23 protein-coding genes and 2 tRNA genes are annotated in these 24286 nt (G+C 34.7%); 21 read left to right on the top strand and 4 right to left on the bottom strand.

Annotated features, from left to right (window positions below; all coding sequences use genetic code 11):
• Positions 1-57: 57 nt before the first annotated feature.
• Both SUSAZ_03130 and SUSAZ_03125 read left to right on the top strand, forming a co-directional pair.
• Positions 58-246, top strand: a complete 189-nt coding sequence (locus SUSAZ_03130) for a 50S ribosomal protein L24 (GenBank protein ID AHC51075.1) — start codon at positions 58-60, stop codon at positions 244-246.
• Positions 243-680: a nucleoside diphosphate kinase gene (locus SUSAZ_03125; protein AHC51074.1), complete on the top strand. Its 438-nt coding sequence runs from the start codon at positions 243-245 to the stop codon at positions 678-680. The genes SUSAZ_03130 and SUSAZ_03125 overlap by 4 nt, the downstream gene beginning before the upstream one ends.
• On the opposite strand, the gene SUSAZ_03120 is transcribed toward SUSAZ_03125, so the two are convergent.
• Positions 649-2457: a translation initiation factor IF-2 gene (locus SUSAZ_03120; protein ID AHC51073.1), complete on the bottom strand. Its 1809-nt coding sequence runs from the start codon at positions 2455-2457 to the stop codon at positions 649-651. The two genes, SUSAZ_03125 and SUSAZ_03120, sit on opposite strands and share 32 nt — an antisense overlap.
• A 205-nt stretch (positions 2458-2662) precedes the next feature.
• On the opposite strand from SUSAZ_03120, the gene SUSAZ_03115 reads away from it, so the two are divergent.
• The 7 genes from SUSAZ_03115 to SUSAZ_03085 are packed head-to-tail and all read left to right on the top strand — an operon-like array spanning position 2663 to position 11335.
• On the top strand, positions 2663-2917 hold the full coding sequence (locus SUSAZ_03115; GenBank protein ID AHC51072.1) for a DNA-directed RNA polymerase subunit H: 255 nt from the start codon (positions 2663-2665) through the stop codon (positions 2915-2917).
• Positions 2918-2921: 4 nt separating this feature from the next.
• Positions 2922-6302 carry a DNA-directed RNA polymerase subunit B gene (locus SUSAZ_03110; protein ID AHC51071.1) on the top strand — a complete coding sequence of 1127 codons (3381 nt, stop codon included), beginning with the start codon at positions 2922-2924 and terminating at the stop codon, positions 6300-6302.
• On the top strand, positions 6295-8937 hold the full coding sequence (locus SUSAZ_03105) for a DNA-directed RNA polymerase subunit A' (GenBank protein AHC51070.1): 2643 nt from the start codon (positions 6295-6297) through the stop codon (positions 8935-8937). The genes SUSAZ_03110 and SUSAZ_03105 overlap by 8 nt, the downstream gene beginning before the upstream one ends.
• Before the next feature lie 5 nt (positions 8938-8942).
• The gene (locus SUSAZ_03100; GenBank protein ID AHC51069.1) at positions 8943-10124 is read left to right on the top strand and encodes a DNA-directed RNA polymerase subunit A''; all 1182 of its coding nucleotides are present in this window, start codon (positions 8943-8945) and stop codon (positions 10122-10124) included.
• A 7-nt stretch (positions 10125-10131) separates the two neighbouring features.
• Entirely contained in the window at positions 10132-10446 is a 315-nt protein-coding gene (locus SUSAZ_03095) for a 50S ribosomal protein L30 (protein AHC51068.1), read from the top strand.
• Positions 10447-10878, top strand: a complete 432-nt coding sequence (locus SUSAZ_03090; GenBank protein AHC51067.1) for a transcription elongation factor NusA — start codon at positions 10447-10449, stop codon at positions 10876-10878.
• A gap of 13 nt (positions 10879-10891) precedes the next feature.
• Positions 10892-11335, top strand: coding sequence for a 30S ribosomal protein S12 (locus SUSAZ_03085; GenBank protein AHC51066.1), 444 nt, complete (start codon positions 10892-10894; stop codon positions 11333-11335).
• A 78-nt stretch (positions 11336-11413) separates the two neighbouring features.
• Here SUSAZ_03085 and SUSAZ_03080 read toward each other — a convergent pair whose 3' ends face one another.
• Positions 11414-11905: a hypothetical protein gene (locus tag SUSAZ_03080; GenBank protein AHC51065.1), complete on the bottom strand. Its 492-nt coding sequence runs from the start codon at positions 11903-11905 to the stop codon at positions 11414-11416.
• An 81-nt stretch (positions 11906-11986) separates the two neighbouring features.
• On the opposite strand from SUSAZ_03080, the gene SUSAZ_03075 reads away from it, so the two are divergent.
• From SUSAZ_03075 to SUSAZ_03055, 5 genes are all read left to right on the top strand, one after another.
• Positions 11987-12574 (top strand): 30S ribosomal protein S7, encoded by a 588-nt coding sequence (locus SUSAZ_03075; protein ID AHC51064.1) that lies wholly within the window; start codon positions 11987-11989, stop codon positions 12572-12574.
• Positions 12575-12631: 57 nt separating this feature from the next.
• Positions 12632-13939 carry an elongation factor 1-alpha gene (tuf, locus tag SUSAZ_03070; protein ID AHC51063.1) on the top strand — a complete coding sequence of 436 codons (1308 nt, stop codon included), beginning with the start codon at positions 12632-12634 and terminating at the stop codon, positions 13937-13939.
• 25 nt (positions 13940-13964) lie between these two features.
• A complete protein-coding gene (gene rps10p / locus SUSAZ_03065) occupies positions 13965-14273 on the top strand; it encodes a 30S ribosomal protein S10 (GenBank protein AHC51062.1) in 309 nt (102 codons plus the stop codon).
• A gap of 40 nt (positions 14274-14313) precedes the next feature.
• Positions 14314-14398, top strand: a tRNA-Ser gene (locus SUSAZ_03060).
• Between the two features lie 463 nt (positions 14399-14861).
• Positions 14862-16154 carry an MFS transporter gene (locus tag SUSAZ_03055; protein ID AHC51061.1) on the top strand — a complete coding sequence of 431 codons (1293 nt, stop codon included), beginning with the start codon at positions 14862-14864 and terminating at the stop codon, positions 16152-16154.
• 357 nt (positions 16155-16511) lie between these two features.
• On the opposite strand, the gene SUSAZ_03050 is transcribed toward SUSAZ_03055, so the two are convergent.
• Positions 16512-16586: transfer RNA gene (locus SUSAZ_03050), tRNA-Arg, on the bottom strand.
• Between the two features lie 245 nt (positions 16587-16831).
• On the opposite strand from SUSAZ_03050, the gene SUSAZ_03045 reads away from it, so the two are divergent.
• The 7 genes from SUSAZ_03045 to SUSAZ_03015 are packed head-to-tail and all read left to right on the top strand — an operon-like array spanning position 16832 to position 22587.
• Entirely contained in the window at positions 16832-16933 is a 102-nt protein-coding gene (locus SUSAZ_03045) for a hypothetical protein (GenBank protein AHC51060.1), read from the top strand.
• Positions 16934-16982: 49 nt separating this feature from the next.
• Entirely contained in the window at positions 16983-18797 is a 1815-nt protein-coding gene (locus tag SUSAZ_03040; GenBank protein ID AHC51059.1) for an ATPase, read from the top strand.
• 32 nt (positions 18798-18829) lie between these two features.
• A complete protein-coding gene (locus SUSAZ_03035) occupies positions 18830-19987 on the top strand; it encodes a fructose-1 6-bisphosphatase (protein AHC51058.1) in 1158 nt (385 codons plus the stop codon).
• A gap of 45 nt (positions 19988-20032) precedes the next feature.
• On the top strand, positions 20033-20281 hold the full coding sequence (locus SUSAZ_03030; GenBank protein AHC51057.1) for a 30S ribosomal protein S17: 249 nt from the start codon (positions 20033-20035) through the stop codon (positions 20279-20281).
• 2 nt (positions 20282-20283) lie between these two features.
• Positions 20284-20538: a hypothetical protein gene (locus SUSAZ_03025; protein ID AHC51056.1), complete on the top strand. Its 255-nt coding sequence runs from the start codon at positions 20284-20286 to the stop codon at positions 20536-20538.
• Entirely contained in the window at positions 20528-20926 is a 399-nt protein-coding gene (locus SUSAZ_03020) for a hypothetical protein (GenBank protein ID AHC52437.1), read from the top strand. Before SUSAZ_03025 ends, SUSAZ_03020 begins: the two co-directional genes overlap by 11 nt.
• A gap of 20 nt (positions 20927-20946) precedes the next feature.
• A complete protein-coding gene (locus tag SUSAZ_03015) occupies positions 20947-22587 on the top strand; it encodes a hypothetical protein (GenBank protein AHC51055.1) in 1641 nt (546 codons plus the stop codon).
• On the opposite strand, the gene SUSAZ_03010 is transcribed toward SUSAZ_03015, so the two are convergent.
• The gene (locus tag SUSAZ_03010) at positions 22584-24245 is read right to left on the bottom strand and encodes a thermosome subunit (protein AHC51054.1); all 1662 of its coding nucleotides are present in this window, start codon (positions 24243-24245) and stop codon (positions 22584-22586) included. The genes SUSAZ_03015 and SUSAZ_03010 overlap by 4 nt on opposite strands.
• Between the last annotated feature and the right edge of the window lie 41 nt (positions 24246-24286).

The raw sequence follows: 24286 nt of genomic DNA, 5'->3' as shown, positions 1-24286 counted from the left end.
CCATTTATATTTTCAGAGCCAATTCATTTAAATACTTCACTATTATAACTTCATAACATGGTCTCAACAAGGCAATGTAGTTTTTGCGGAAAAGATATCCTTCCTGGTACTGGTTTAATGTACGTTAGAAATGATGGAAGCTTACTTTGGTTCTGTTCAAGTAAATGTAGAAAATCTATGTTAAAATTACATAGAGATCCTAAAAAATTAAAATGGACTAAGTCATATTTGGGTGCTAAACCATGACGTTACAAAAAACATTTGTTATGATAAAACCAGACGGTGTAAGAAGAAGATTAGTAGGGGAAATAATTAGCAGATTCGAGAAAAGAGGATTTAATATCCTTGCATTAAAAATGGTCCATATGGACAGAGCCACTGCAGAAAGATTATATCAAGAGCATAAGGGAAAAGGATTCTTCAATGAATTAATTAATTATATCGTATCAGGTCCTGTAGTATGTATGATAATAGAAGGTGATGATGCTGTTAGTGTTGTGAGGAAAATGATAGGAGCTACAGACCCTAAGGAGGCTTCTCCTGGCACAATAAGAGGAGATTATGCATTAAGTAAGTCAGAAAATGTAATTCATGCTTCTGACAGTGAAGAAAAGGCTAAAACTGAGATGGGCATATTTTTCCAAGATGTTACTGAAATTGGAGCCCAAGCCCGTATGTAGCATCTTGAGTTCTTTTTATTTTTATAATCTCCTTTATTACTTCTATCATATCATCAGTGACTATATCCTTGTATTTTTCTATGAGTATCTGTAAATCTTCTTTAGGGACATCTGTGTATAATACCTCACCTTCTTCTACTTGTCTTCCGACCATGATATTTCCTTTTATAGATACGGCAACTTCCATACCTTTACTAGCTCTATCAACACTCTTCTTGTTATCTTGTATTTGTAAGACTTCTCCCACTCTTCTCCCATCTTTTTTAATTAATCCGTACTTAGGTCTAATTATACCACCTAAAACCTCTACTCCGACAATTACTGGGTCACTTCTTCTAAAAACATATCCAGGAATTATTTTGATCTTTCCAGGTAAAACAATAGTCTCTAACGTCTTTCTCTTCTCACTTTCCTTTATGTCTTCAATGTATTTTTCTATATTGTCCATCAGCTGGTAGATTATATCATCAGAAATTAATTTTATTTTTTCTGGAATCTCTATACCTGATAATGGTTTAACTCTAAAAGCTGCAATTATTCCATATTCTTTAGCTTTTTCAGCAACTATTTCTGCTTCTGTTATGTCCCTCTTACTTATTGGACCTATATCTGCAAGTCTTATTGGTATATTTCTTCGTTCCAGAGACGAGACTATCGCCTCTAAACTTCCTAAACTATCAGCCTTTACAATTATGCCATATACACTCGAATTGTAGTAACGTACAGCTGATACTTCTTCTTGAATTATTTTCTTATATTTTTCTACTTCCTCATTATTTTCAGCTACATAAACAGGAGATCCTGCAAGTGCGGTTTCAAGATTCTGTGCATATACTTTTACACCTGAGGCAGCATAAACTTCATCAATTTGGGCTAAATCAGACTTTGCTAGCTTTATATCTTGTAACGGCCTAGGCACTAAAATAGCTCTGACCTTAGTTACGATAGGACCATCAATGCCAGCTAACACTATAATATCATTTTTTCTCAATATTCCTTCATATATTACAACATCAGCTGTATATCCTAAACCTTGGAGTTCTTTAACTTCAAGAATTACTCCTTTTGCAGGTCCCTCAGCAAATTTTAGCTTATTTTTCATATAATTTTGAGTCAATCCTGCTAAAATTGCCAGAACCTCAGCTATACCTTCCCCTGTTTTTGCAGACACAGGAATAATCGCAACAGTCTTTGTGAAATCTCTAATTCTATCAAACCTTTCTGCATTGAATCCTTGCTCAGCTAATTGTATTACTAAATTGTATACTTGTTTATCTAAATTATCACGTACTCTCTGCTCTTGTTTGTTTATACTTTCAAGGAAGGAATATGTGTCTTGTGGTTTCCATCCATTTATCCTGTCGATTTTGTTAGCTGCTACTATGAAAGGAACTTTCCTTGATTTCAAAATTTCTATAGACTCTAAAGTTTGCTTTTGGATTCCTTCTACAATATCCACAACTAGTATTGCAATATCTGCAACACTACCTCCCCTCTTTCTCAGGTTACTAAATAATTCATGACCAGGTGTATCGATAAATAAGAGTCCTGGAATTTCCAGCTTTATAGGGAATGATTTTTTTAGTTGCTCTGAGATCTTCTCTATCACGCTTGTCGGTACAAAGCTTGCCCCTACTTCCTGCGTCATTTCACCTGGCTCTTTTTTAACCACTGCAGTGCCTCTAATTTTATCAAGTAATGTTGTTTTTCCATGATCTACATGTCCCAATACGACAACAATAGGCTGTCTTAGTCTTTTTGGTACTTGAGTCGTCATTTTTATTTACCTAAAACCTGTATTTGATAGCATGAATTAAATTTCTGACGGACTTGATTATTCTCGTTATATAATTGATATTCTTGCTATAAATCTAATCTTTTTCTATGTGTGTTAACGAAAAATAGAAATTCATGTATGTAACATAATTTTATTAAGCTTAAATGAGTAGGATGATATTACTGTACGCTACATGGGGAAAATTATGCGTTCATCCTCAAAGAAAAAGATCGATATATCAAATCATGAATTAGTGCCTAAACATGAAATTTTACAACTTGAAGAAGCATATAAATTGGTTAAAGAATTAGGAATTAAGCCTGAGCAATTACCGTGGATAAGAGCATCTGACCCTGTAGCTAAAAGTATAGGTGCAAAGCCTGGCGACATAATTAAGATAACCAGGAAAAGTCCTTTTACAGGCGAAAGTGTAACTTATAGGTATGTTATAACAGGGTGAGTTTATGTTAGATACAGAGTCTAGGTGGGCAATAGCTGAATCATTCTTTAAAACAAGAGGATTAGTTAGGCAGCATTTAGACTCATTCAATGATTTTCTAAGAAATAAACTTCAGCAAGTAATATACGAACAAGGAGAAATAGTAACTGAAGTTCCTGGATTGAAGATTAAGTTAGGTAAAATAAGATATGAAAAACCTAGTATAAGAGAAACTGACAAAGGACCTATGAGAGAAATAACACCTATGGAGGCAAGACTTAGGAATCTGACTTACTCATCTCCTATATTTTTGAGTATGATTCCAGTTGAGAATAATATAGAAGGCGAACCAATAGAAATATACATTGGAGATCTCCCTATAATGCTGAAATCAGTAGCAGATCCAACTTCAAATCTACCCATTGATAAGCTAATTGAAATAGGCGAAGACCCTAAAGATCCTGGTGGATATTTTATAGTAAATGGTAGTGAGAAGGTTATTATAGCTCAAGAAGATCTAGCAACAAATAGAGTATTAGTAGATTATGGAAAGAGCGGATCTAATATAACACATGTTGCCAAAGTAACATCCTCCGCAGCCGGATATAGAGTTCAGGTTATGATAGAGAGACTGAAGGATAGTACAATTCAAATTTCCTTTGCAACCGTTCCAGGAAGAATACCATTTGCAATAATAATGAGAGCATTAGGTTTTGTAACAGATCGCGATATAGTATATGCAGTATCTTTAGACCCTCAAATTCAGAATGAATTACTACCATCATTAGAGCAGGCAAGCTCTATTACAAGTGCAGAAGAAGCATTAGATTTCATAGGTAATAGAGTTGCAATAGGACAGAAAAGAGAAAATAGAATTCAAAAAGCGGAGCAAGTAATAGATAAATATTTCCTACCTCATCTTGGTACATCACCCGAAGATAGGAAAAAGAAAGGATACTATTTAGCTAGTGCTGTAAATAAGATACTAGAATTATATTTAGGCAGGAGAGAGCCAGATGATAAAGATCATTATGCAAATAAGAGAGTTAGATTAGCAGGAGATTTGTTCACAAGTTTATTTAGAGTAGCTTTCAAAGCCTTTGTCAAAGATCTAGTTTATCAGCTTGAAAAATCAAAAGTGAGGGGAAGAAGGCTTTCTTTAACTGCCTTAGTTAGGGCTGATATAATAACGGAAAGAATACGACATGCATTAGCAACAGGAAACTGGGTTGGTGGTAGAACTGGAGTAAGTCAATTACTAGACAGAACAAATTGGCTATCCATGTTAAGTCATCTTAGGAGAGTAGTTTCATCTTTAGCTAGGGGACAGCCTAATTTTGAGGCAAGAGACCTTCATGGAACTCAATGGGGAAGAATGTGCCCGTTTGAAACACCTGAAGGTCCTAACAGTGGACTTGTGAAAAATCTAGCCTTATTAGCACAGGTTTCTGTTGGTATTAATGAGTCAGTAGTCGAGAGGGTAGCTTATGAATTAGGAGTCGTGAGTGTAGAAGATGTAATAAGGAGAATCAGTGAGCAAAACGAAGACGTGGAAAAATATATGAGTTGGAGTAAGGTTTACCTTAATGGTAGATTATTAGGATATTACGAGGATGGTAAAGAGTTAGCTAAGAAGATTAGGGAATCAAGAAGGCAGGGAAAGCTAAGTGATGAAGTAAATGTAGCATATATAGCCACAGACTATTTGAATGAAGTGCACATAAACTGTGATGCGGGAAGAGTTAGAAGACCTTTAATTATTGTAAATAATGGTACTCCTTTAGTGGATACTGAAGACATTAAGAAATTGAAGAATGGAGAAATAACTTTCGATGACTTAGTCAAACAAGGTAAAATAGAATTTATAGATGCTGAAGAGGAGGAAAATGCGTATGTTGCTTTAAATCCACAAGATCTAACACCAGATCATACTCATTTGGAAATATGGCCGTCTGCTATATTGGGTATTATCGCATCCATCATACCCTACCCTGAACATAACCAGTCTCCCAGAAATACTTACCAATCAGCTATGGCTAAACAGTCTTTGGGTCTTTATGCGTCGAACTATCAAATAAGAACTGATACAAGAGCCCATTTATTACATTATCCGCAAATGCCCCTAGTGCAAACAAGAATGTTAGGAGTTATAGGCTATAATGATAGACCAGCAGGTGCTAATGCAATTCTAGCTATCATGTCTTATACAGGATATAATATGGAGGACTCAATAATTATGAATAAGTCCTCCATAGAGAGAGGAATGTATAGGTCAACATTCTTCAGGCTTTATTCCACGGAAGAAGTAAAATATCCAGGAGGACAAGAAGATAAAATAGTTACACCAGAAGCTGGTGTAAAAGGCTATAAAGGAAAAGATTATTATAGACTCCTAGAAGATAATGGAGTGGTTTCTCCAGAAGTTGAGGTAAAAGGAGGAGATGTCTTAATAGGTAAAGTTAGCCCTCCCAGATTCCTTCAGGAATTCAAGGAGTTAAGTCCTGAGCAGGCTAAAAGAGATACATCAATAGTCACGAGACACGGAGAAAATGGTATTGTGGATTTAGTGTTGATAACGGAAACACTTGAAGGTAATAAATTAGTAAAAGTAAGGGTAAGGGATCTTAGGATTCCTGAAATAGGGGATAAGTTCGCTACAAGACATGGTCAAAAAGGAGTAGTTGGTATATTAATTGATCAAGTTGATATGCCATATACCGCGAAAGGTATAGTTCCAGATATAATTCTAAATCCACACGCTTTGCCCTCAAGAATGACTATAGGACAAATAATGGAGGCGATAGGTGGTAAATATGCAGCTTTATCAGGTAAACCTGTAGACGCAACTCCATTCTTGGAGACACCAAAACTACAAGAGATGCAAAAGGAAATACTTAAATTAGGACACTTACCAGATTCGACAGAAGTAGTATATGATGGAAGAACAGGTCAAAAATTGAAAAGCAGAATATTGTTTGGGATAGTATACTATCAAAAGTTACATCACATGGTCGCAGATAAAATGCATGCAAGAGCAAGAGGACCAGTTCAAATTTTAACCAGACAACCTACTGAAGGCAGAGCTAGGGAAGGTGGATTAAGATTTGGAGAAATGGAGAGAGACTGTTTAATTGGGTTTGGTACTGCGATGTTAATCAAAGATAGATTACTAGATAATTCAGACAAAGCTGTAGTATATATCTGTGATCAATGTGGATATGTGGGCTGGTACGATAGAAGTAAGAATAGATACGTATGCCCAGTGCATGGCGACAAATCTGTCTTACATCCAGTTACTGTTTCATATGCGTTTAAACTTTTAATTCAAGAATTAATGAGTATGGTAATTTCACCGAGATTAATTTTAGGTGAAAAAGTAAACTTAGGAGGTGCTTCAAATGAGTGAGAAGATCATACGAGGCGTAAAATTTGGTGTGTTATCACCTAATGAAATAAGGCAAATGTCAGTTACGGCAATAATAACTTCAGAGGTATATGATGAAGACGGTACTCCAATCGAAGGAGGAGTAATGGATCCGAAACTAGGTGTAATAGAGCCCGGTCAAAAATGTCCCGTATGTGGTAACACGTTAGCAGGTTGTCCTGGTCATTTCGGTCATATAGAACTTATTAAACCAGTCATTCACATAGGTTATGTTAAACACATTTATGATTTCCTTAGGACCACTTGTTGGAGATGTGGTAGAATAAAGATAAAAGAGCAAGATTTAGAGAGATATAAGAGAATATATAATGCTATAAAGCTCAGATGGCCATCTGCTGCAAGAAGGTTAGTAGAGTATATAAAGAAAATATCTATTAAGAACCTAGAATGTCCTCATTGTGGAGAGAAACAATTTAAGATAAAACTAGAAAAACCATACAATTTTAATGAAGAAAGAAATGGCTCAATAGTGAAATTATCTCCATCAGAGATAAGGGATAGATTAGAGAGAATACCTGATAGTGATGTCGAGCTTTTGGGATATGATCCCAAATCCTCTAGACCTGAGTGGATGATTTTAACTGTTTTACCAGTTCCTCCGATAACCATTAGGCCATCTATAACTATTGAAAGCGGAATAAGAGCTGAAGACGATCTTACTCATAAGCTTGTTGATATAATAAGACTTAATGAGAGATTAAAAGAAAGCATTGAGGCAGGCGCCCCACAATTAATAATAGAGGATTTATGGGACTTATTGCAGTATCATGTAGCTACCTATTTTGATAACGAAATACCAGGTTTACCTCCAGCTAAGCATAGATCTGGAAGACCTTTAAGGACACTTGCTCAAAGATTGAAAGGTAAAGAGGGTAGATTTAGGGGGAACTTATCAGGCAAGAGGGTTGATTTCTCCGCAAGAACCGTAATATCTCCAGACCCCAATTTAAGCATAGATGAAGTAGGAATTCCATATACTATAGCTAGAATGTTAACCGTACCTGAAAGAGTAACCAATATAAACATAGAAAGAATAAGGCAATACATTATAAACGGCCCCGATAAATGGCCTGGAGCGAATTATGTAATAAAACCTGATGGTAGAAGAATTGATTTGAGATATGTTAAAGATAGAAAAGAATTAGCTTCTAGTATAACCGCAGGATATGTTGTTGAGAGACACTTAGTTGATGGAGACGTGGTACTCTTTAACAGACAGCCTTCGTTGCACAGGATCTCAATGATGGCTCATAAAGTTAGAGTGTTACCAGGTAGAACATTTAGATTAAATCTGTTAGATTGTCCTCCATATAACGCTGACTTTGATGGAGATGAAATGAATCTACATGTGCCACAATCTGAGGAAGCTATAGCAGAGGCAAGGGAATTAATGTTAGTGCATAAAAACATAATTACTCCTAGATATGGCGGACCCATCATAGGAGGAGGACAGGATTATATAAGTGGTGCGTATTTGTTATCAGTAAAAACTACCCTATTAACAGTTGAGGAAGTTGCTACTATATTGGGAGTAACAGACTTTGTAGGAGAGCTGGGAGAACCAGCTATACTTGCTCCAAAGCCATATTACACTGGAAAGCAGGTAATCAGTCTATTTTTGCCTAAAGATTTTAACTTCCATGGTCCTGCTAATATATCAAAAGGACCTAGAGCATGTAAGGATGAGATCTGTCCTCATGACTCATTTATCGTTATTAAAAATGGACTATTGTTAGAAGGTGTATTTGATAAGAAAGCAATAGGAAATCAACAGCCAGAAAGTATGTTGCATTGGTCCATTAGAGAATATGGTACTGAATATGGTAAATGGTTAATGGATAATGTGTTTAAGATGTTCATTAGGTTTTTAGAGATGAGAGGTTTCACTATGACTCTAGACGATATAACTATACCAGAGGAAGCTCAAAATGAAATAACCACTAAAATTAAGGAGGGATATAGTCAGGTTGATGAATATATAAGGAAATTTAATGAAGGTCAGCTTGAACCTATACCCGGAAGAACAATTGAAGAAAGCCTAGAAAGTTATATATTAGATACACTAGATAAGCTGAGAAAAGTAGCAGGAGAGATAGCTACGAAATACTTAGATCCGTTTAACAATGTGTACATTATGGCTATAACCGGTGCTAGAGGAAGCGAGTTGAATATAACCCAGATGACCGCTTTATTAGGACAGCAATCAGTGAGAGGAGAGAGAATTAGAAGAGGATATAGAGAAAGAACACTATCTTTATTTAAATATGGTGATATAGCACCTGAAGCAAGAGGTTTCGTTAAGAACTCCTTCATGAGAGGTCTAAGCCCATACGAAATGTTCTTCCACGCAGCAGGAGGTAGAGAGGGATTAGTTGATACTGCTGTAAAAACATCACAAAGCGGTTACATGCAGAGGAGGTTAATTAATGCTTTATCAGATCTAAGGATAGAATATGATGGAACTGTGAGAAGCTTATATGGAGATATTGTTCAAGTAGTATATGGAGATGATGCCGTGCATCCCATGTATAGCGCTCACAGTAAAAGTGTAAATGTTAACAGAGTTATAGAAAGAGTTATTGGTTGGAAGAGGTGAAAGAAATGATAGACGAAAAGTTAAAGGGTTATATTGATAAGAGATTAGACGAAATAAAGGATAAGATTCCTGATAAGTTACTTGAGGATCTTAGAGCTGCAATTATGGACATTAATGGGGTAGAGCTAACAGAAGAAGATATTGATAAAATTATAGACTTAACCATTAGAGAATATCAACAATCATTAATTGAGCCAGGCGAGGCTATAGGTGTTGTTACTGCACAATCTGTAGGAGAACCAGGTACTCAAATGACCCTAAGAACTTTCCACTTTGCAGGAATTAGAGAGCTAAACGTTACCCTAGGTTTACCAAGACTAATAGAAATAGTTGATGCGAGAAAAGTACCATCTACTCCCATGATGACAATATATCTTACCGATGAATATAAGACTGATAAGGATAAGGCATTAGAGATAGCGAGAAGAATAGAATATACAAGAGTAGAAAATGTCGTATCTTCTGTTAGTGTTGATATATCTAATATGTCCATAACTCTTCAATTCGATCAGGAAATGTTAAGAGACAAGGGAGTATCGATAGAAGAGATTAAGAAAATTATAACTAAGTTAAAATTAGGAGAAATAAGATTAGAGGATAATGATGAATATAGTTTTACAATTTACTTTGAAAAGATTGACAGTATAATGGCATTATTCAAAATGAGAGAGAAGATACTAAATACAAAGATAAAGGGAGTTAAGGGTATAAAAAGAGCCATAGTCCAGAAGAAAGGAGACGAATATGTTATTATAACTGATGGTTCTAACCTAGAGGGTATTATGAATGTAACTGGTGTCGATATTAATAAGATACAGACTAATAATATTCATGAAGTAGAAGAAGTATTAGGAATAGAGGCAGCAAGGGAACTTATTTCTAGAGAGATAAAGAAAGTTCTTGAGGAGCAGGGATTAGATGTTGATATGAGACATATTGTACTTGTTTCCGATATTATGACAAGAACTGGGGATATAAGACAAATAGGAAGACATGGTGTAACTGGCGAGAAAAGTAGTGTATTGGCTAGAGCTGCATTTGAAGTTACTGTGAAACACTTATTAGATGCAGCAGCTAGAGGAGAGAGAGAAGAGTTTAAAGGAGTGATAGAAAACATTATAATTGGACAGCCTATAAGATTAGGTACCGGAATAGTTGAATTAACGATGAAGCCTAATATGAGGTGAAATATGAATGTCTCAAAGTTTTGAAGGAGAATTAAAAACACTTCTCAGAAGTGGTAAGGTAATTTTAGGAACAAGGAAGACATTGAAATTGCTGAAGACAGGTAAGGTGAAGGGAGTAATAGTTTCTTCTACACTAAGGCAGGATCTAAAAGACGATATTATGACATTTTCAAAATTTTCTGCTATTCCAATTTATCTCTATAAAGGTAGCGGATATGAATTAGGGACATTATGCGGTAAACCTTTTATGGTATCTGTTATAGGTATAGTTGATGAAGGGGAATCAAAAATTTTAGAGTTTATTAAAGAGGTGAAGCAATGAGTGCCAGAAATTAAATTAACTTCAGAAGAGTTAAAATACATGTCTTTATTCCAAGATATAACCGGAGTTACCGCAAGGGACTGCATAATAGATGACAGAAATAACAGAGTTATATTGCTAATAAATCCAGAGAGTATGGGAGTAGCTATAGGTAAGAATGGTCTTAATGTAAGAAAGCTAGAAAAATTGATAAATAAATCTGTTGAGATTGTAGGATACCAAGAAAACCTTGAAGATTTAGTGAAGAATCTAATGTCCCCTGCAAGAGTCAAAACAATAAAAGTGGTTCAATCTAACTCGAAAAAGACTGTGTATATAACAGTAGAACCGCAGGATAAAGGAATAGCTATAGGTAAGAATGGAAGAAATGTTGAAAGGGCTAAGTTAATATTAAAAAGGTATTTGGATATTGATTCTGTTGTTGTAGTATAATTAGGTGATCAGGTTGGCAGGTAGTAAATCTCCAAAAGGTTTGTTTGCAGCAAGGAAATTGAGATTAAAAAGGCTAAAGTTTAGCTGGAGCCAGAGGTCCTTTAAGAGAAGAATGTTGGCACTAAAGGAGAAATTTGATCCACTAGAAGGCGCACCAATGGCTAGAGGTATAGTTTTAGAAAAAGTTGGTATAGAGTCTAGGCAACCAAATTCTGCAGTGAGAAAAGCAGTTAGAGTACAGCTAGTTAAAAATGGAAGAATAGTTACAGCATTTGTTCCTGGGGACGGTGGTGTTAACTTCATAGATGAGCACGATGAAGTCGTTATAGCAGGTATAGGTGGTACATTAGGTAGGTCAATGGGTGATCTACCTGGTGTTAGATATAAAGTAGTAATGGTTAACGGGGTTTCCTTAGACGCTTTGTATAAGGGAAAGAAGCAGAAACCAGTAAGGTAAATTTCGAGGTAAGCCTATATATTTTAATGCTTTTTAAATTTGAACTTACTTTCATTAAATAATCCTACACACTATTGTCTAAGTTCCTTCTCCTTCCTTATTCTCTTCTTTTTCCTGCTCATCAACTAACTTTCTTCTTATGAATATAGGTCTATCGAAAAGCAGAGCTAATGCAACTGCGTGACTAGGTATTAGTTTCTTTTCAATTATTATACCATCAAATTTGAACTCTACAGTTGCAACATATACTCCGTATTCTCTTATTACATCATCAATTATTATACGATTGATTACATTTTTTATGCTATCTTTTATGTTTGTGGAAAACGACATTACATCATATAGTACATCATAAATACTCTCCCTTCTATCAAAACCCAGTACCTGTTCATATTCTTCTTTTCCCTGCAATTTATTCACTATTAATACTATTTCTTGCGGTATATGAAACATTTTGAATTCTCTGTCATCTTCAAGATAAAGAACCATAGTAGGTATTCCTCTCAAAGGATAGAAGAATGCATCAACTTTCTTAACTCTTAATAACTCCTCATCTTTTGCAGGTTGCATTAATAAATTATTACTACACAAACTCTATTAAACCCTTCATAATATATTTAAGGTAGCAGTAAAGTAAATGAGGAGAAAGAGATGGTTGAGAATATTGAAGTTTCAAATTTGAACGTTAAGGTATTTGGAAAGTGGGACACTAAGGTTGAAGTTAGAGATCCGAGTTTAAAGAAATATATAGATTTAATGTCTATATACCTACCACATACTGGAGGTAGACATGAGCATAGGAGATTTGGAAAATCAAGAATACCTATAGTAGAAAGATTGATAAATAACTTAATGAGACCAGGTAGGAATAAAGGTAAAAAAATGCTTGCGTATAACATAGTAAAAACAACATTTGATATTATAGCAGTAAAGACTGGTCAGAATCCAATCCAAGTTTTAGTGAGAGCAATTGAGAATGCTGCTCCAAGAGAGGAAGTAACCCGTATAATGTACGGTGGAATAGTTTACTATGTAGCTGTAGACGTAGCGCCCCAGAGAAGAGTAGACTTAGCATTAAGACATTTAGTTACTGGAGCTAGCGAAGCTTCATTTAACAATCCCAAACCCATAGAAGAAGCGTTGGCTGAAGAAATAATTGCAGCAGCAAATAATGATAATAAGAGTGTAGCAATAAGGAAGAAAGAAGAGATAGAGAGAATAGCGTTAAGCTCTAGGTAAAATTGTAGCTAAACTTTTAATGCTAGTCTAGTTATAAAAATGTAAGAGGTAATTAGTATGTCACAGAAGCCCCACCTTAATTTAATCGTCATAGGACACGTAGATCATGGAAAGAGTACTTTAATTGGAAGACTACTAATGGACAGAGGTTTCATAGACGAGAAGACTGTGAAAGAGGCTGAGGAAGCAGCAAAGAAACTAGGTAAGGACTCCGAGAAGTATGCATTCTTAATGGATAGACTTAAGGAAGAGAGAGAAAGAGGAGTTACTATAAATCTATCTTTCATGAGATTCGAAACTAGAAAATACTTCTTTACTGTTATAGATGCGCCTGGTCATAGAGACTTTGTCAAAAACATGATCACTGGTGCAAGCCAGGCGGACGCTGCAATTTTGGTAGTATCTGCAAAGAAAGGAGAGTATGAGGCAGGAATGAGTGCTGAAGGACAGACTAGAGAACATATAATATTATCAAAGACTATGGGTATAAATCAGGTTATAGTAGCTATTAATAAAATGGACTTAGCCGATACACCATACGATGAAAAAAGGTTTAAAGAAATTGTAGATACAGTATCTAAGTTTATGAAGAGCTTTGGATTCGATATGAATAAAGTTAAGTTTGTTCCTGTAGTCGCACCAGACGGTGAAAATGTAACTCATAAATCTACAAAAATGCCTTGGTACAACGGTCCTACATTAGAGGAACTTTTAGATCAGTTAGAAATTCCACCAAAGCCAGTGGACAAACCATTAAGGATTCCAATTCAGGAAGTATACTCGATCTCTGGAGTTGGTGTAGTACCAGTTGGAAGAATAGAGTCTGGTGTACTTAAAGTAGGTGATAAGATTGTCTTTATGCCAGTAGGCAAGATAGGAGAAGTAAGATCTATTGAGACTCATCATACAAAAATAGATAAAGCTGAGCCAGGTGATAATATAGGATTTAACGTAAGAGGCGTTGAGAAGAAAGATGTTAAAAGAGGTGACGTTGCTGGTAGTGTGCAAAACCCACCAACTGTTGCAGATGAGTTTACTGCGCAAGTGATCGTAATTTGGCATCCTACAGCAGTAGGAGTGGGCTACACTCCAGTTTTACATGTTCATACTGCCAGTATAGCATGCAGAGTATCCGAAATTACATCTAGAATTGACCCAAAGACCGGTAAAGAGGCAGAGAAGAATCCACAATTCATTAAAGCTGGAGACTCAGCTATTGTTAAGTTCAAACCTATAAAGGAGTTAGTGGCAGAGAAGTTTAGAGAGTTCCCTGCACTAGGCAGGTTCGCAATGAGAGATATGGGTAAGACGATCGGTGTTGGAGTTATTATAGATGTTAAACCAAGAAAAGTAGAGGTAAAGTAATAATATTTTTAAATTAGGTGTTTTTATGCCTACTAAAGCCCGAATAAGATTATGGAGCAGTAATATTGACAGTTTGAACTTCGTGGTTAATCAGATAAGAAATATGGCACAAAAAACTGGTATTCAAGTTAGTGGTCCCATTCCTTTGCCGACAACTAGGATGGAAGTACCGGTAATGAGGCTTCCTCATGGCGAGGGAAAGAAAAAGTGGGAACATTGGGAAATGAAAGTACATAAGAGAATAATAGATATAGCAGCGGACGAAAGAGTTATGAGACAATTAATGAGAGTCAGAGTACCTGACGATGTATACATAGAAATTGAGCTAATTTGATTTGATTATTTTTATAGGTATCTCGTATAATCTTAATAATGCCGGGGTGCCCGAGCGGACTAAGGGGCTGGCCTGGAGAGCCAGTGTGGGTCTTCCACGCGCGGGTTCAAATCCCGCCCCCGGCGTAGTGAACTCATAGGATGTTCAAGTCGTTTTCTTTTAATTGTCATATGTGTAATAATCACCTGTGAAAGAATTTATGAAAAATAGTTTTTATATCATAGTTTAACTTTAAACTAGTAAACATAGAATGCTATAAATAAGGGAAATTATTTTTAAATTAAAAAAGAACCAACTTGGTTTAAGAATTCTTATTAGCACTCTGATTATCATTCTCTTTTTCTAAATAATACTCCTACTAAAATATTTATTAATCTCTTACGAACTTAACGGCATTTTAGATATATCGATATACAGAGCTTAAATACTGTTTCTTAGCTAATAAAACTATATTTTGCTAAAACTTTTATCTTTAATCTTTTAAAAGTTATTCTAGGAACTTATATAATGTTAAAATAGTAATATTAATTAAGATTTATAAAGAGTCAAAACGTTTAGTATTATGTGGAGGGGTACACTAGATCAGATATAATAAAAGTGGCTACTTTAAGTACTATAGGTACAACAATAGAATGGTATGATTTTTTCATATCTGCGACTGCTGCCTCAACAGTTTGGCCTTATATTTATTTTAATTCTCAAAATGTTGGTGTAGCTCTTTTATACTCTTTATTAATATTTAGTACAGGTTTTTTAGATAGGCCAATTGGTGCAATAATTTTTGGAAATATAGGTGATAAAAGAGGTAGAAAAGAAACTCTTGTATATACTTTGCTTTTGATGGGTCTAGGTACTCTAGGTATAGGTCTAACTCCACCTTATTTGTCAACAGGTTCGTGGCCAGGAATAGGTATCTTTGCACCAATCTTATTGATAATATTTAGATTATTGCAGGGCTTAGCTGTTGGTGGAGAATGGGGCGGAGCTTCAACAATAGTAACTGAATATGCTGCAAAAAGTAAATATAGGGCTTTCTGGGCTAGCTGGGTTCAGCAAGGTGTTCCATTAGGAATTATAGCTGCTAGCGTCGCATTTATAGGATTACAAGTCAGTTTTCCCGGTAAAGCATTTTTTGATTGGGGATGGAGAGTTGCCTATTATATAGGCGCAGCGATCTTACTAATTGGTGCATTGATTAGATATAGAGTGTTAGAGAGTCCTGTGTTCAAAAAAATTATTCAAAAAAGAGCTATTTTAAATATTCCTTTTGCAAGGCTTATAAAGAACGAATGGAGAACTGTTCTACTACTAGCATTAGGCTGGGCGTATAATAATGCTCTATTTTACGTAATTATAAGTTTCGTTCAATATTATATTATTGCCTTAGGATTTCCTCAATCTTTTCCGCAGGAATTAATATTAATTGCGAGTATAGTGGGAATGTTCCTGATTATTGTCGGTGCTATCCTTGCTGATAGAGTAGGAAGGAAACCAGTTATTATTATCTCGACAGTAGTATCGAGTATATTAATCTTTGTATTTTTTATGTTACTGAATACTAAAGATATCGGATTAATGGTTTTAGGATCTGTATTGATATCAACCGGATACTTAGGTTATGCAGTATACTCTGCATTCTTTTCGGAGCAATTTCCTACAAGATACAGGTACTCTGGTTCGTCATTTAGCTACCATTTATCTACTCCTATTTCTGGGGGATTAGCACCAGTGATAGCAAGTTACATTTACGCATTATTTAACAATAATTATCTACTCGCATGGCCTTACATAGCACTGATGGTATTTATTTATGGAGTAATCTCTGCTATAGTTATTTCATTAACTAAAGAAACAGTAAGAATCGAACTTGAAGAAGAATAGTATATTTTAGAACTTTTATTTTTCATAATCTATTTTTTAATTCATTTCACAAAGGTTTTAGAGATACAGTTTTTTGATGGAACATTTTACGCTTCTTATGGTTTCTCAATAAATTTCTAAAAATTTTCATGATTCATAGTGATAATAAGTGTGAAATCAAAACTTATAGTTAAAGTGCAAACTTTAGAGTATAACATTAGCTTATTTGTTCCTTATAAATACGAGGAAAGTTAAAGGTTTGTGTATATATAATATGAGTGGTGAGGAAAAGGAAATTTATATTGATTATTTAATCTGGACAGTTGAAATTTATATTAAATTCATATAGATGAAAATGGGGGTATGGGTACCCTATAGCGGACCCGCCGGGATTTGAACCCGGGACCACCAGTTCCGGAGACTGGCACTCTGTCCTGGCTAAGCTACGGGTCCATCTAAATTCATCTAATTATATGTATGAATATATAACCTTGGTCTAAAAATTGCTTATAATCATGATAAATAATAAAGTGTCAAGAGAACCTCAATACTATTATATGGTTTCTTATCAAATATCAGTTTACAACTTGAATGCTTTAATTTTATTAGTATGAACATACATCTATATATTAGCATTATATTCGTAATTGGTTTTTAGCAGGTTAATTTTATAAGTAATATAATAGTGTCTTGATGTGGTGGATGTTTTGGTATTTGAGGAGGATTGGGAAGAGGAATTTGAGGAGTTCGAGGAAGAGGAAGATTGGGAAGAAGAGGAAGATTGGGAAGAAGAATGGTAATTTAAGATTTTTTAAGCTATAAATATTTTTACTAAAGCGTGATGAACCTGTGAGAGTTGCTGTAATAAATTATGATTATTGTAAACCTGATAAATGTAGACTAGAATGTATAGCTTTTTGCCCTATTAATAAATCAGGTAGCAAAGCCATTGAGTTATCAGAGATAGTGAAAGGAAAACCAATTATTTATGAGGAGACATGTATTGGTTGCGGAATATGTATTAAGAAATGTCCTTTTGATGCGATAGATATTGTAAACCTACCAGATGAATATGGGAAAGATGAAACGCATAGATACAAGGTAAATGGATTTAAGTTATTTGGTATGATAACGCCGAAGAAAGGAAGTATAATTGGAATATTAGGTAAAAATAGTACAGGTAAATCTACTATTTTAAGGATATTAAGCGGGGAGTTAATACCTAACTTTGGAAATCCACAAGAGGTATTAACTAAAGATCAAGTATTGGATAGGTTTAAGGGAAAGGAAATTTATAATTATTTTCAATCATTGTATAATAATAAACTGAAAGTAGTGCATAAAATACAATACGTGGAATATGCTAGCAAGTATCTAAAGGGAAGTGTGAAAGATCTGTTGACTAAAGTTGATCAAAGAGGAAAAATTGATGAAGTAAAGTCAATGTTAAACTTAACACCTTTTTGGGAAAAGGACGTAAGTGTCCTAAGTGGCGGAGAACTTCAAAAACTTTTGGTTTCAGCTTCATTATTAAGAGATGCTGACGTATATCTGTTTGATGAACCTTCCTCATATTTGGATATTAGAGAGAGAATAAATTTAGCTATAGCAATAAGAGAGTTAACTAAAGGAAGATACACTATAGTTGTTGAGCACGATTTAATAGTCCTAGATTATTTGGCGGATGTCATTCATATAATATATGGTAAAAGCTCAGTATATGGTAGAGTATCAAAAAGCTATAGTTCCAGGGTTGGGATAAATAATTTTTTGCATGGTTATTTACCTGCAGAAAATATTCAAATTAGATCAGACGCAATTAAATTTAATTTACGTGAGTTAACTGAATTAGATCTTAACCCACATGCAGTTACAAAAGTTATTTGGACGGCAATGGAAAAACAACTAAATGGATTCTCTTTAAGTATTGAGGAAGGAAATGCAAGAGAGGGAGAGATTATAGGTATAGTAGGACCTAATGGAATAGGTAAAACGACTTTTATGAGAATATTAGTTTCTGAAATAACTCCTGATTATGGTAATGTACTAACTGAAGGTTTAACGTTATCTTATAAGCCTCAGAGACTAGCTCCTAATTATGAAGGTACTGTTCAGGAATACCTAGAAAATGTAAGAAAGGATATTTTGTCCTCATCATCTTGGTTCTTTGAAGAGGTCATAAAGAGGTTAAATTTACACAGAATATTAGAGTCAAATGTAAGGGATCTAAGTGGAGGGGAGTTGCAAAAATTATATGTAGCAGGAGCTTTGGCAAAAGAGGCTGACATATATGTTATTGATGAACCGTCTTCATATTTGGATGTGGAGGAAAGGTATATAGTTGCTAAAGCAATAAAACGAGTTAGTAGAGAGAGGAAAAGTGTTACATTTGTTGTAGATCATGATTTAGCAATTCATGACTATATAGCTGATAGAATTATGGTATTTTCTGGTGTTCCTGGATCTAAGGGAATATCTAGATCTCCTCAAAGCTTAGCAACGGGAATGAACCAATTCCTAAAAGAATTGGGCATTACATTCAGGAGGGATTCAGATAGTGGAAGACCCAGAGTTAACAAATTTGGAAGCTATCTCGATAGGTTGCAAAAGGAGACCGGAGAATATTATTCTATGAAAATCTCTAGGGAAGAGGAATCTACATAAAACTTATATTATTTTAAGGTAAAAAATGGGTAATGAAAACAACAATTAGTGTAATAAAAGCAGATATAGGCAGTTTAGCTGGACATCATGTTGTACATCCAGATACTATGGCAGCAGCAAGTAAAGTTCTAGCTGAAGCCAAGAGTCAAGGTCTACTTATAGATTATTACATAACTCACGTGGGTGATGACCTAGAGCTCATAATGACTCATACTAGAGGAGAACTGGATACTAAGGTTCATGAAACTGCTTGGAACGCTTTTAAAGAGGCAGCAAAGGTTGCAAAGGAGTTAGGTTTATACGCAGCTGGTCAGGATCTTTTATCAGACTCCTTCTCAGGAAATGTTAGAGGGCTAGGACCAGGTGTAGCTGAGATAGAAGTAGAGGAAAGACCGTCAGAGCCTATAGCTATATTTATGGCAGATAAGACAGAACCTGGAGCCTTTAACTTGCCTCTCTATAAAATGTTTGCAGACCCATTTAATACGCCAGGTCTTGTAATAGATCCGACTATGCATAACGGATTCAAATTTGAAGTTCTAGATGTATACCAGGGAGAAGCAGTTGTGTTAAACGCTCCTCTAGAGCTTTATGATCTACTAGCCTTAATCGGAACTCCGTCAAGATATGTAATTAGAAGAATATATAGAAGTGAGGATAACCTTTTAGGAGCTGTAGTATCTATAGAAAGATTAAATTTGATTGCAGGAAAGTATGTAGGAAAAGACGATCCAGTAACCATAGTTAGATTGCAACATGGTTTGCCTGCATTAGGTGAAGCTCTAGAGGCATTTACGCTACCTCATCTTGTTCCTGGTTGGATGAGAGGTAGTCACTATGGTCCTCTTATTCCAGTATCTCAGAGAGATGCTAGGGCTACTAGATTTGATGGTCCCCCAAGGCTTATAGGGTTAGGTTTTAACGTTAAAAATGGAAAGTTAGTAGGTCCATCAGATTTATTTGATGATCCTGCTTTTGATGAAGTTAGAAGATTAGCAAATACCATTACAGATTATATGAGAAGGCACGGTCCATTTATGCCTCATAGATTGGAGCCTACTGAAATGGAATATACGACTCTGCCAATTATACTTGAAAAATTGAGGTCTAGGTTTAAAAAAGAGAGCGATGTGTATAAGGTGAAAGAAAGTATCTATTCAAAAGAAAAAAGCGGACCATCAGGAGATTAAATTTTTAGCTGTTTTTATTTATCTATTATATATAAGGTGTTATTGATGGGCAATGTATACACGAAAGATATAAAAAGAGTTGCAAGAGAGCTTTATGATAAATTTAAGGATCAAGCGTCAGATAAATATGACGATAACAAAAAGCTAGTAAATGAATACGTAAATGTAAGCTCTAAAAAAGTTAAGAATAGAATAGCAGGATATCTAACACGATATGTTAAAATTTCTAAGAATAAAGTGGAAGCTCAAGAAGCAAGTGAAGAATTAGAGGAAGATTTAGAGAGTGAAACATAAGAATGAGTGTGAAGATAAGGCTAAAAGGTCCTCTGGCAACAAGGTTAGGAAGAGATGAATTTGTTGTTTCCCTGAAAACCGATAATTTATTAGATATATTAAAAGAGTTGGATAAGGAAGAGAAGTTATTAATTAATGGTAATAAGATAAGATCTGGATATATTTTATTAATAAATGGTGTAGACTATAGATTATTAAATAGTAAGTTAAAGGACGGAGATATAGTAGATATTTTACCAATAAATCATGGTGGCTAAGACGTATAAAATAATTAGTATAGATATGAAAGATCAATCGGATTTGAAGAAATTCATATATGTAGATGAAAGCTGTGTTTCACAAGTTTTACTCGAATTACCAGATGAAGTATTTATTTCTCATGCCTGTGAATTATATAAATATTTAATTCAATATAAAAATATTAGAATAAAATCTAGAACTGTATTATTTTTACTTTTATTACTAGGTACAGATAATATTTCAAAAGCACTTAACATTATGAGAGAGAAACCATCTGAAACCATGTACCAAATAATTTGTTGCAACACGGAAAAAGGTCATGTAAATAAAAGCTTTAAATTAAACAAAAAATTAAGGGAGCTACTTTCGGAGAATACTATACATTCATTAGAGTGGCTCTCATAAATAAGTAGTTCCTCTTTAGCATGAAAAATAGACTACCTGCTGTAATTTTGCTATTTGCAGGTATTTTCGTTCTGTTAAACTCATTGAATATTATAACATTCTCTAAATTATTTCTCGTTTTTATCTCTGTATTTCTTATTCTATTCATTCTAGCCTTATTTCTTTTTAGTAAATATAAGTTATTTACTAAAACTAAAAATATAATTTTGAATTTTGAGATTAAAAATTCAATAAATAAAATAAGCATAAATGGGAAAACCATCGCATATATAGGATTTAAGTTAGTAGGTAAAAAGAATGTAAACGATCAACAGTTAGACTACTCTGAAGAGTTAAAACAGTTGGTTGAAACAATAAGTAGACATAAGGATAGAAGGCTAAAGATAGTTATACTCACGTCTTTTGATCCACTTCCTGGTAGCGGTATTACTTTTTATACAGAGGTCGATAGTTCATATAAAGATGAGGACTTCATCAAAGAAGTGAATACTTTAAAGAACATGTTGGAAAGTGTCGCACCACATATATCACTTGAAATTTCTCAAGTTAATCTGAATATGTTTGTTCCACTCATGAAAGTCACTGGAGCGTTGATTTATAACGGTTATGTATTTGAGAAAAGATACACTATACCTGATTCGGAAATATTATTACAAAATCATGACATAGAATTAGGTGAAGTTATAAATAATTATGGAATACAAATAGGCTTTAACTCTAAAGATGTTCTTAGACATATAAGTATCTTTGGGTCAACTGGTAGTGGTAAGACAAATAGTGCAGCTCTTATTAGCAAAGAGTTATTAAAAAAGGGTTTCGATGTAGTAATTCTAGATTGGCATGGCGAATACAAGCATCTATTACCAGAATTTAAGGTTTATTCTAGAAGAAATATTTTAACACTGAATCCCATACCTTTGGATGAGCAAGATACTGAAGATATTATTGATATATTTAAGGATACCTTAGAGTTAACTGAACCTCAATCATTTATATTGTATTTAGTAATAGAACAACTGAAAAGATACAGGAAGTTAGATACAGATACTCTAAAGATAATTTTAGAAAGTATACAAACTGAATCTTATATGATAAGAGATATAAAATTTGCATTAGGTAGAAAGCTATATCTTTTAACTACTCCACTTGCAAGAAAGCTATTTTCACTTGATACAGGATATACTTATTATGATATAGGAGAGAAGCTATCAGGAGGTAATATAATAGATTTAAGCTTCATATATAATCTGAAACTTAGAAGATTGTATTCATTATTCATGATGAAATTTTTGTTTACGTTTTATGAGAGATCAAATAATTCAGATAGGAAAATATTATTAGTAATAGAGGAAGCTCATAATTACTTTAACAACAAGAATGAGATGCTAAAGAGAGCGTTGCAGGAAATAAGGAAGTATAATGTAAGTCTTTGCATAATAACACAGTCTCCTTCTAGTATAGATGAGGAGGTAATAAAGAACACTAATATTAAAATAATACACACAATTAAGTCTAATATAGATAAACGTGTCATTTCAGACTCATTAAGCTTAGATAAGGATCAACTACAACTTTTGGATAAACTTGATGTAGGAGAAGCTATTCTAGTTTCTCCTAATATTAGATCGCACAGTATAATAAAGGTAAAAAAAGTTACTTAGTCTTCTTCTTTACCTTTTTCAGACTCTTTCTTTTCTCCCGTCTTTCCTTCGCTCTTCTTACCAGCTGAGATCAAATCATCTATTCTTAAGATTAATGTGGATGCCTCAGTCGCTGCCTTTATTGCGTTCATTTTGACTACTGCAGGCTCAATGACACCTAATGACCACATGTCTTGAATCTGTCCTGTATATACATTTATTCCGTGCCACTTGTTTGTCTCATTCTCATGAGCACTCCTGAGTTTTACTAGTAATTCAATTGGATCGAATCCGCCATTCTCTATCAATATCATAACTAAACTCTCTAAAGCATTTGCATAGGCTTCTATTGCTAATTGTTCTTTTCCTCCTACTTGTGGAGCATATTTCCTCAGCCTTTTAGCTATCTCGGTTTCTACTGCTCCACCACCTGCTATAGCTCTTCCGTCTCTAACTACATCTGCAACTGTTCCTAAGGCATCTCTTAATGCTCTTTCTGTCTCATCTACAACTCTCTCTAAGCCACCTCTGATTAAGATACTAACAGCCTTTGGATTCTTAGCTCCTTCTATGAAGACCATTTTATCTTCTCCAATTTTCCTCTCTTCAACAAGTGTTGCGTATCCTAGATCTTGCGATGTTAATTCGTCAATGTTAGATACAACTCTACCTCCTGTAGCTCTTGCCAATTTCTCTAGGTCACTCTTCTTTGCTCTTCTCACTGCTAGAATTCCCTTCTTAGCTAAATAATGCTGCGCTACTTCATCTATACCTTTCTGGCAAATAACTACATTAGCACCTGTCTGCGCTATTTTATCTACTTTTTCTTTTAATATGTTCTCCTCTTCATCAAGGAATTTCTTCATTTGTGTAGGATCATTGATCCTTATTTCTGCATCAAGTTCTGGTTTTTCAACTTCCAAAGAAGCATCTAATAATGCTATTTTTGCGTTTTCAACTCTCTTTGGCATACCAGGATGAACCACTTCTTTATCAACGATAATTCCATACACTATCTGTGTATCATTTATACTTCCGCCATGCTTCTTAACAATCTGAACGTTGTCTAAGTCAACATACCATTTATCTCCTCTTAATTCTGCTACCTGTGTTATGGCTTTTACAACTATATCAGCTAAATGTTCTCTTGCTCCCGCTACTGCTTTACTGCTTAGAGACGTAAGAGCAACTTTTCTTAGAATTTCAGTATCATTAACTGAGACTTTCGTTGAAATTTCTTCTATTGTCTTTATAGCCATCTCCTCTGCTTTTTTATAACCACTGACTATTATCGTTGGATGAATTTCCTTGTAAAGTAATTCTTCTGCTTTCTTAACTAATTCTCCTGAAAATATTACAGCAGTTTTAGTACCGTCAGCAGTTTCTTCATCTTGGCCCTTGGCTATCTGAACAAGCAGTTTAGCTGCTGGATGCTGTAAATCCATCTTGTCTAATATAGTTGCACCATCATTTGTAATTGTTATATCACCGAGGCTGTCCACAAGCATTTTATCCATTCCTCTAGGTCCGTATGTTGTTTTTAGTGCCTCTTCTACTGCTTTTACCGCGGCTATGTTTATCCTGAGTGCCTCCTTACCATAAGTTCTACTTGATCCTTCTTTTAATATAATTACAGGAATACCCTCAGGTGTTGTAGCCACTGTAGCTGTAGCTGACATATGTTTCACCCGTCTGTGGTCTCATAAGAAGAGGTTATATA

The sequence above is a fragment of the Sulfolobus acidocaldarius SUSAZ genome, assembly GCA_000508305.1.
GTDB classification, from domain to species: Archaea; Thermoproteota; Thermoprotei_A; order Sulfolobales; family Sulfolobaceae; genus Sulfolobus; species Sulfolobus acidocaldarius_A.
The sequence above is the reverse complement of the archived record's forward strand: the minus strand, read 5'-3'. Positions and strand labels throughout refer to the sequence as shown.

What these genes read in the sequence shown, in the direction of transcription:
- SUSAZ_03130 (AHC51075.1), top strand. Translation starts at nt 58, where the DNA reads ATGGTCTCAACAAGGCAATGTAGTTTTTGCGGAAAAGATATCCTTCCT.
- SUSAZ_03125 (AHC51074.1), top strand. Translation starts at nt 243, where the DNA reads ATGACGTTACAAAAAACATTTGTTATGATAAAACCAGACGGTGTAAGA.
- SUSAZ_03120 (AHC51073.1), bottom strand. Translation starts at nt 2,457, where the DNA reads ATGACGACTCAAGTACCAAAAAGACTAAGACAGCCTATTGTTGTCGTA.
- SUSAZ_03115 (AHC51072.1), top strand. Translation starts at nt 2,663, where the DNA reads ATGCGTTCATCCTCAAAGAAAAAGATCGATATATCAAATCATGAATTA.
- SUSAZ_03110 (AHC51071.1), top strand. Translation starts at nt 2,922, where the DNA reads ATGTTAGATACAGAGTCTAGGTGGGCAATAGCTGAATCATTCTTTAAA.
- SUSAZ_03105 (AHC51070.1), top strand. Translation starts at nt 6,295, where the DNA reads ATGAGTGAGAAGATCATACGAGGCGTAAAATTTGGTGTGTTATCACCT.
- SUSAZ_03100 (AHC51069.1), top strand. Translation starts at nt 8,943, where the DNA reads ATGATAGACGAAAAGTTAAAGGGTTATATTGATAAGAGATTAGACGAA.
- SUSAZ_03095 (AHC51068.1), top strand. Translation starts at nt 10,132, where the DNA reads ATGTCTCAAAGTTTTGAAGGAGAATTAAAAACACTTCTCAGAAGTGGT.
- SUSAZ_03080 (AHC51065.1), bottom strand. Translation starts at nt 11,905, where the DNA reads ATGCAACCTGCAAAAGATGAGGAGTTATTAAGAGTTAAGAAAGTTGAT.
- SUSAZ_03075 (AHC51064.1), top strand. Translation starts at nt 11,987, where the DNA reads ATGGTTGAGAATATTGAAGTTTCAAATTTGAACGTTAAGGTATTTGGA.
- tuf (AHC51063.1), top strand. Translation starts at nt 12,632, where the DNA reads ATGTCACAGAAGCCCCACCTTAATTTAATCGTCATAGGACACGTAGAT.
- rps10p (AHC51062.1), top strand. Translation starts at nt 13,965, where the DNA reads ATGCCTACTAAAGCCCGAATAAGATTATGGAGCAGTAATATTGACAGT.
- SUSAZ_03035 (AHC51058.1), top strand. Translation starts at nt 18,830, where the DNA reads ATGAAAACAACAATTAGTGTAATAAAAGCAGATATAGGCAGTTTAGCT.
- SUSAZ_03030 (AHC51057.1), top strand. Translation starts at nt 20,033, where the DNA reads ATGGGCAATGTATACACGAAAGATATAAAAAGAGTTGCAAGAGAGCTT.
- SUSAZ_03025 (AHC51056.1), top strand. Translation starts at nt 20,284, where the DNA reads ATGAGTGTGAAGATAAGGCTAAAAGGTCCTCTGGCAACAAGGTTAGGA.
- SUSAZ_03020 (AHC52437.1), top strand. Translation starts at nt 20,528, where the DNA reads ATGGTGGCTAAGACGTATAAAATAATTAGTATAGATATGAAAGATCAA.
- SUSAZ_03015 (AHC51055.1), top strand. Translation starts at nt 20,947, where the DNA reads ATGAAAAATAGACTACCTGCTGTAATTTTGCTATTTGCAGGTATTTTC.
- SUSAZ_03010 (AHC51054.1), bottom strand. Translation starts at nt 24,245, where the DNA reads ATGTCAGCTACAGCTACAGTGGCTACAACACCTGAGGGTATTCCTGTA.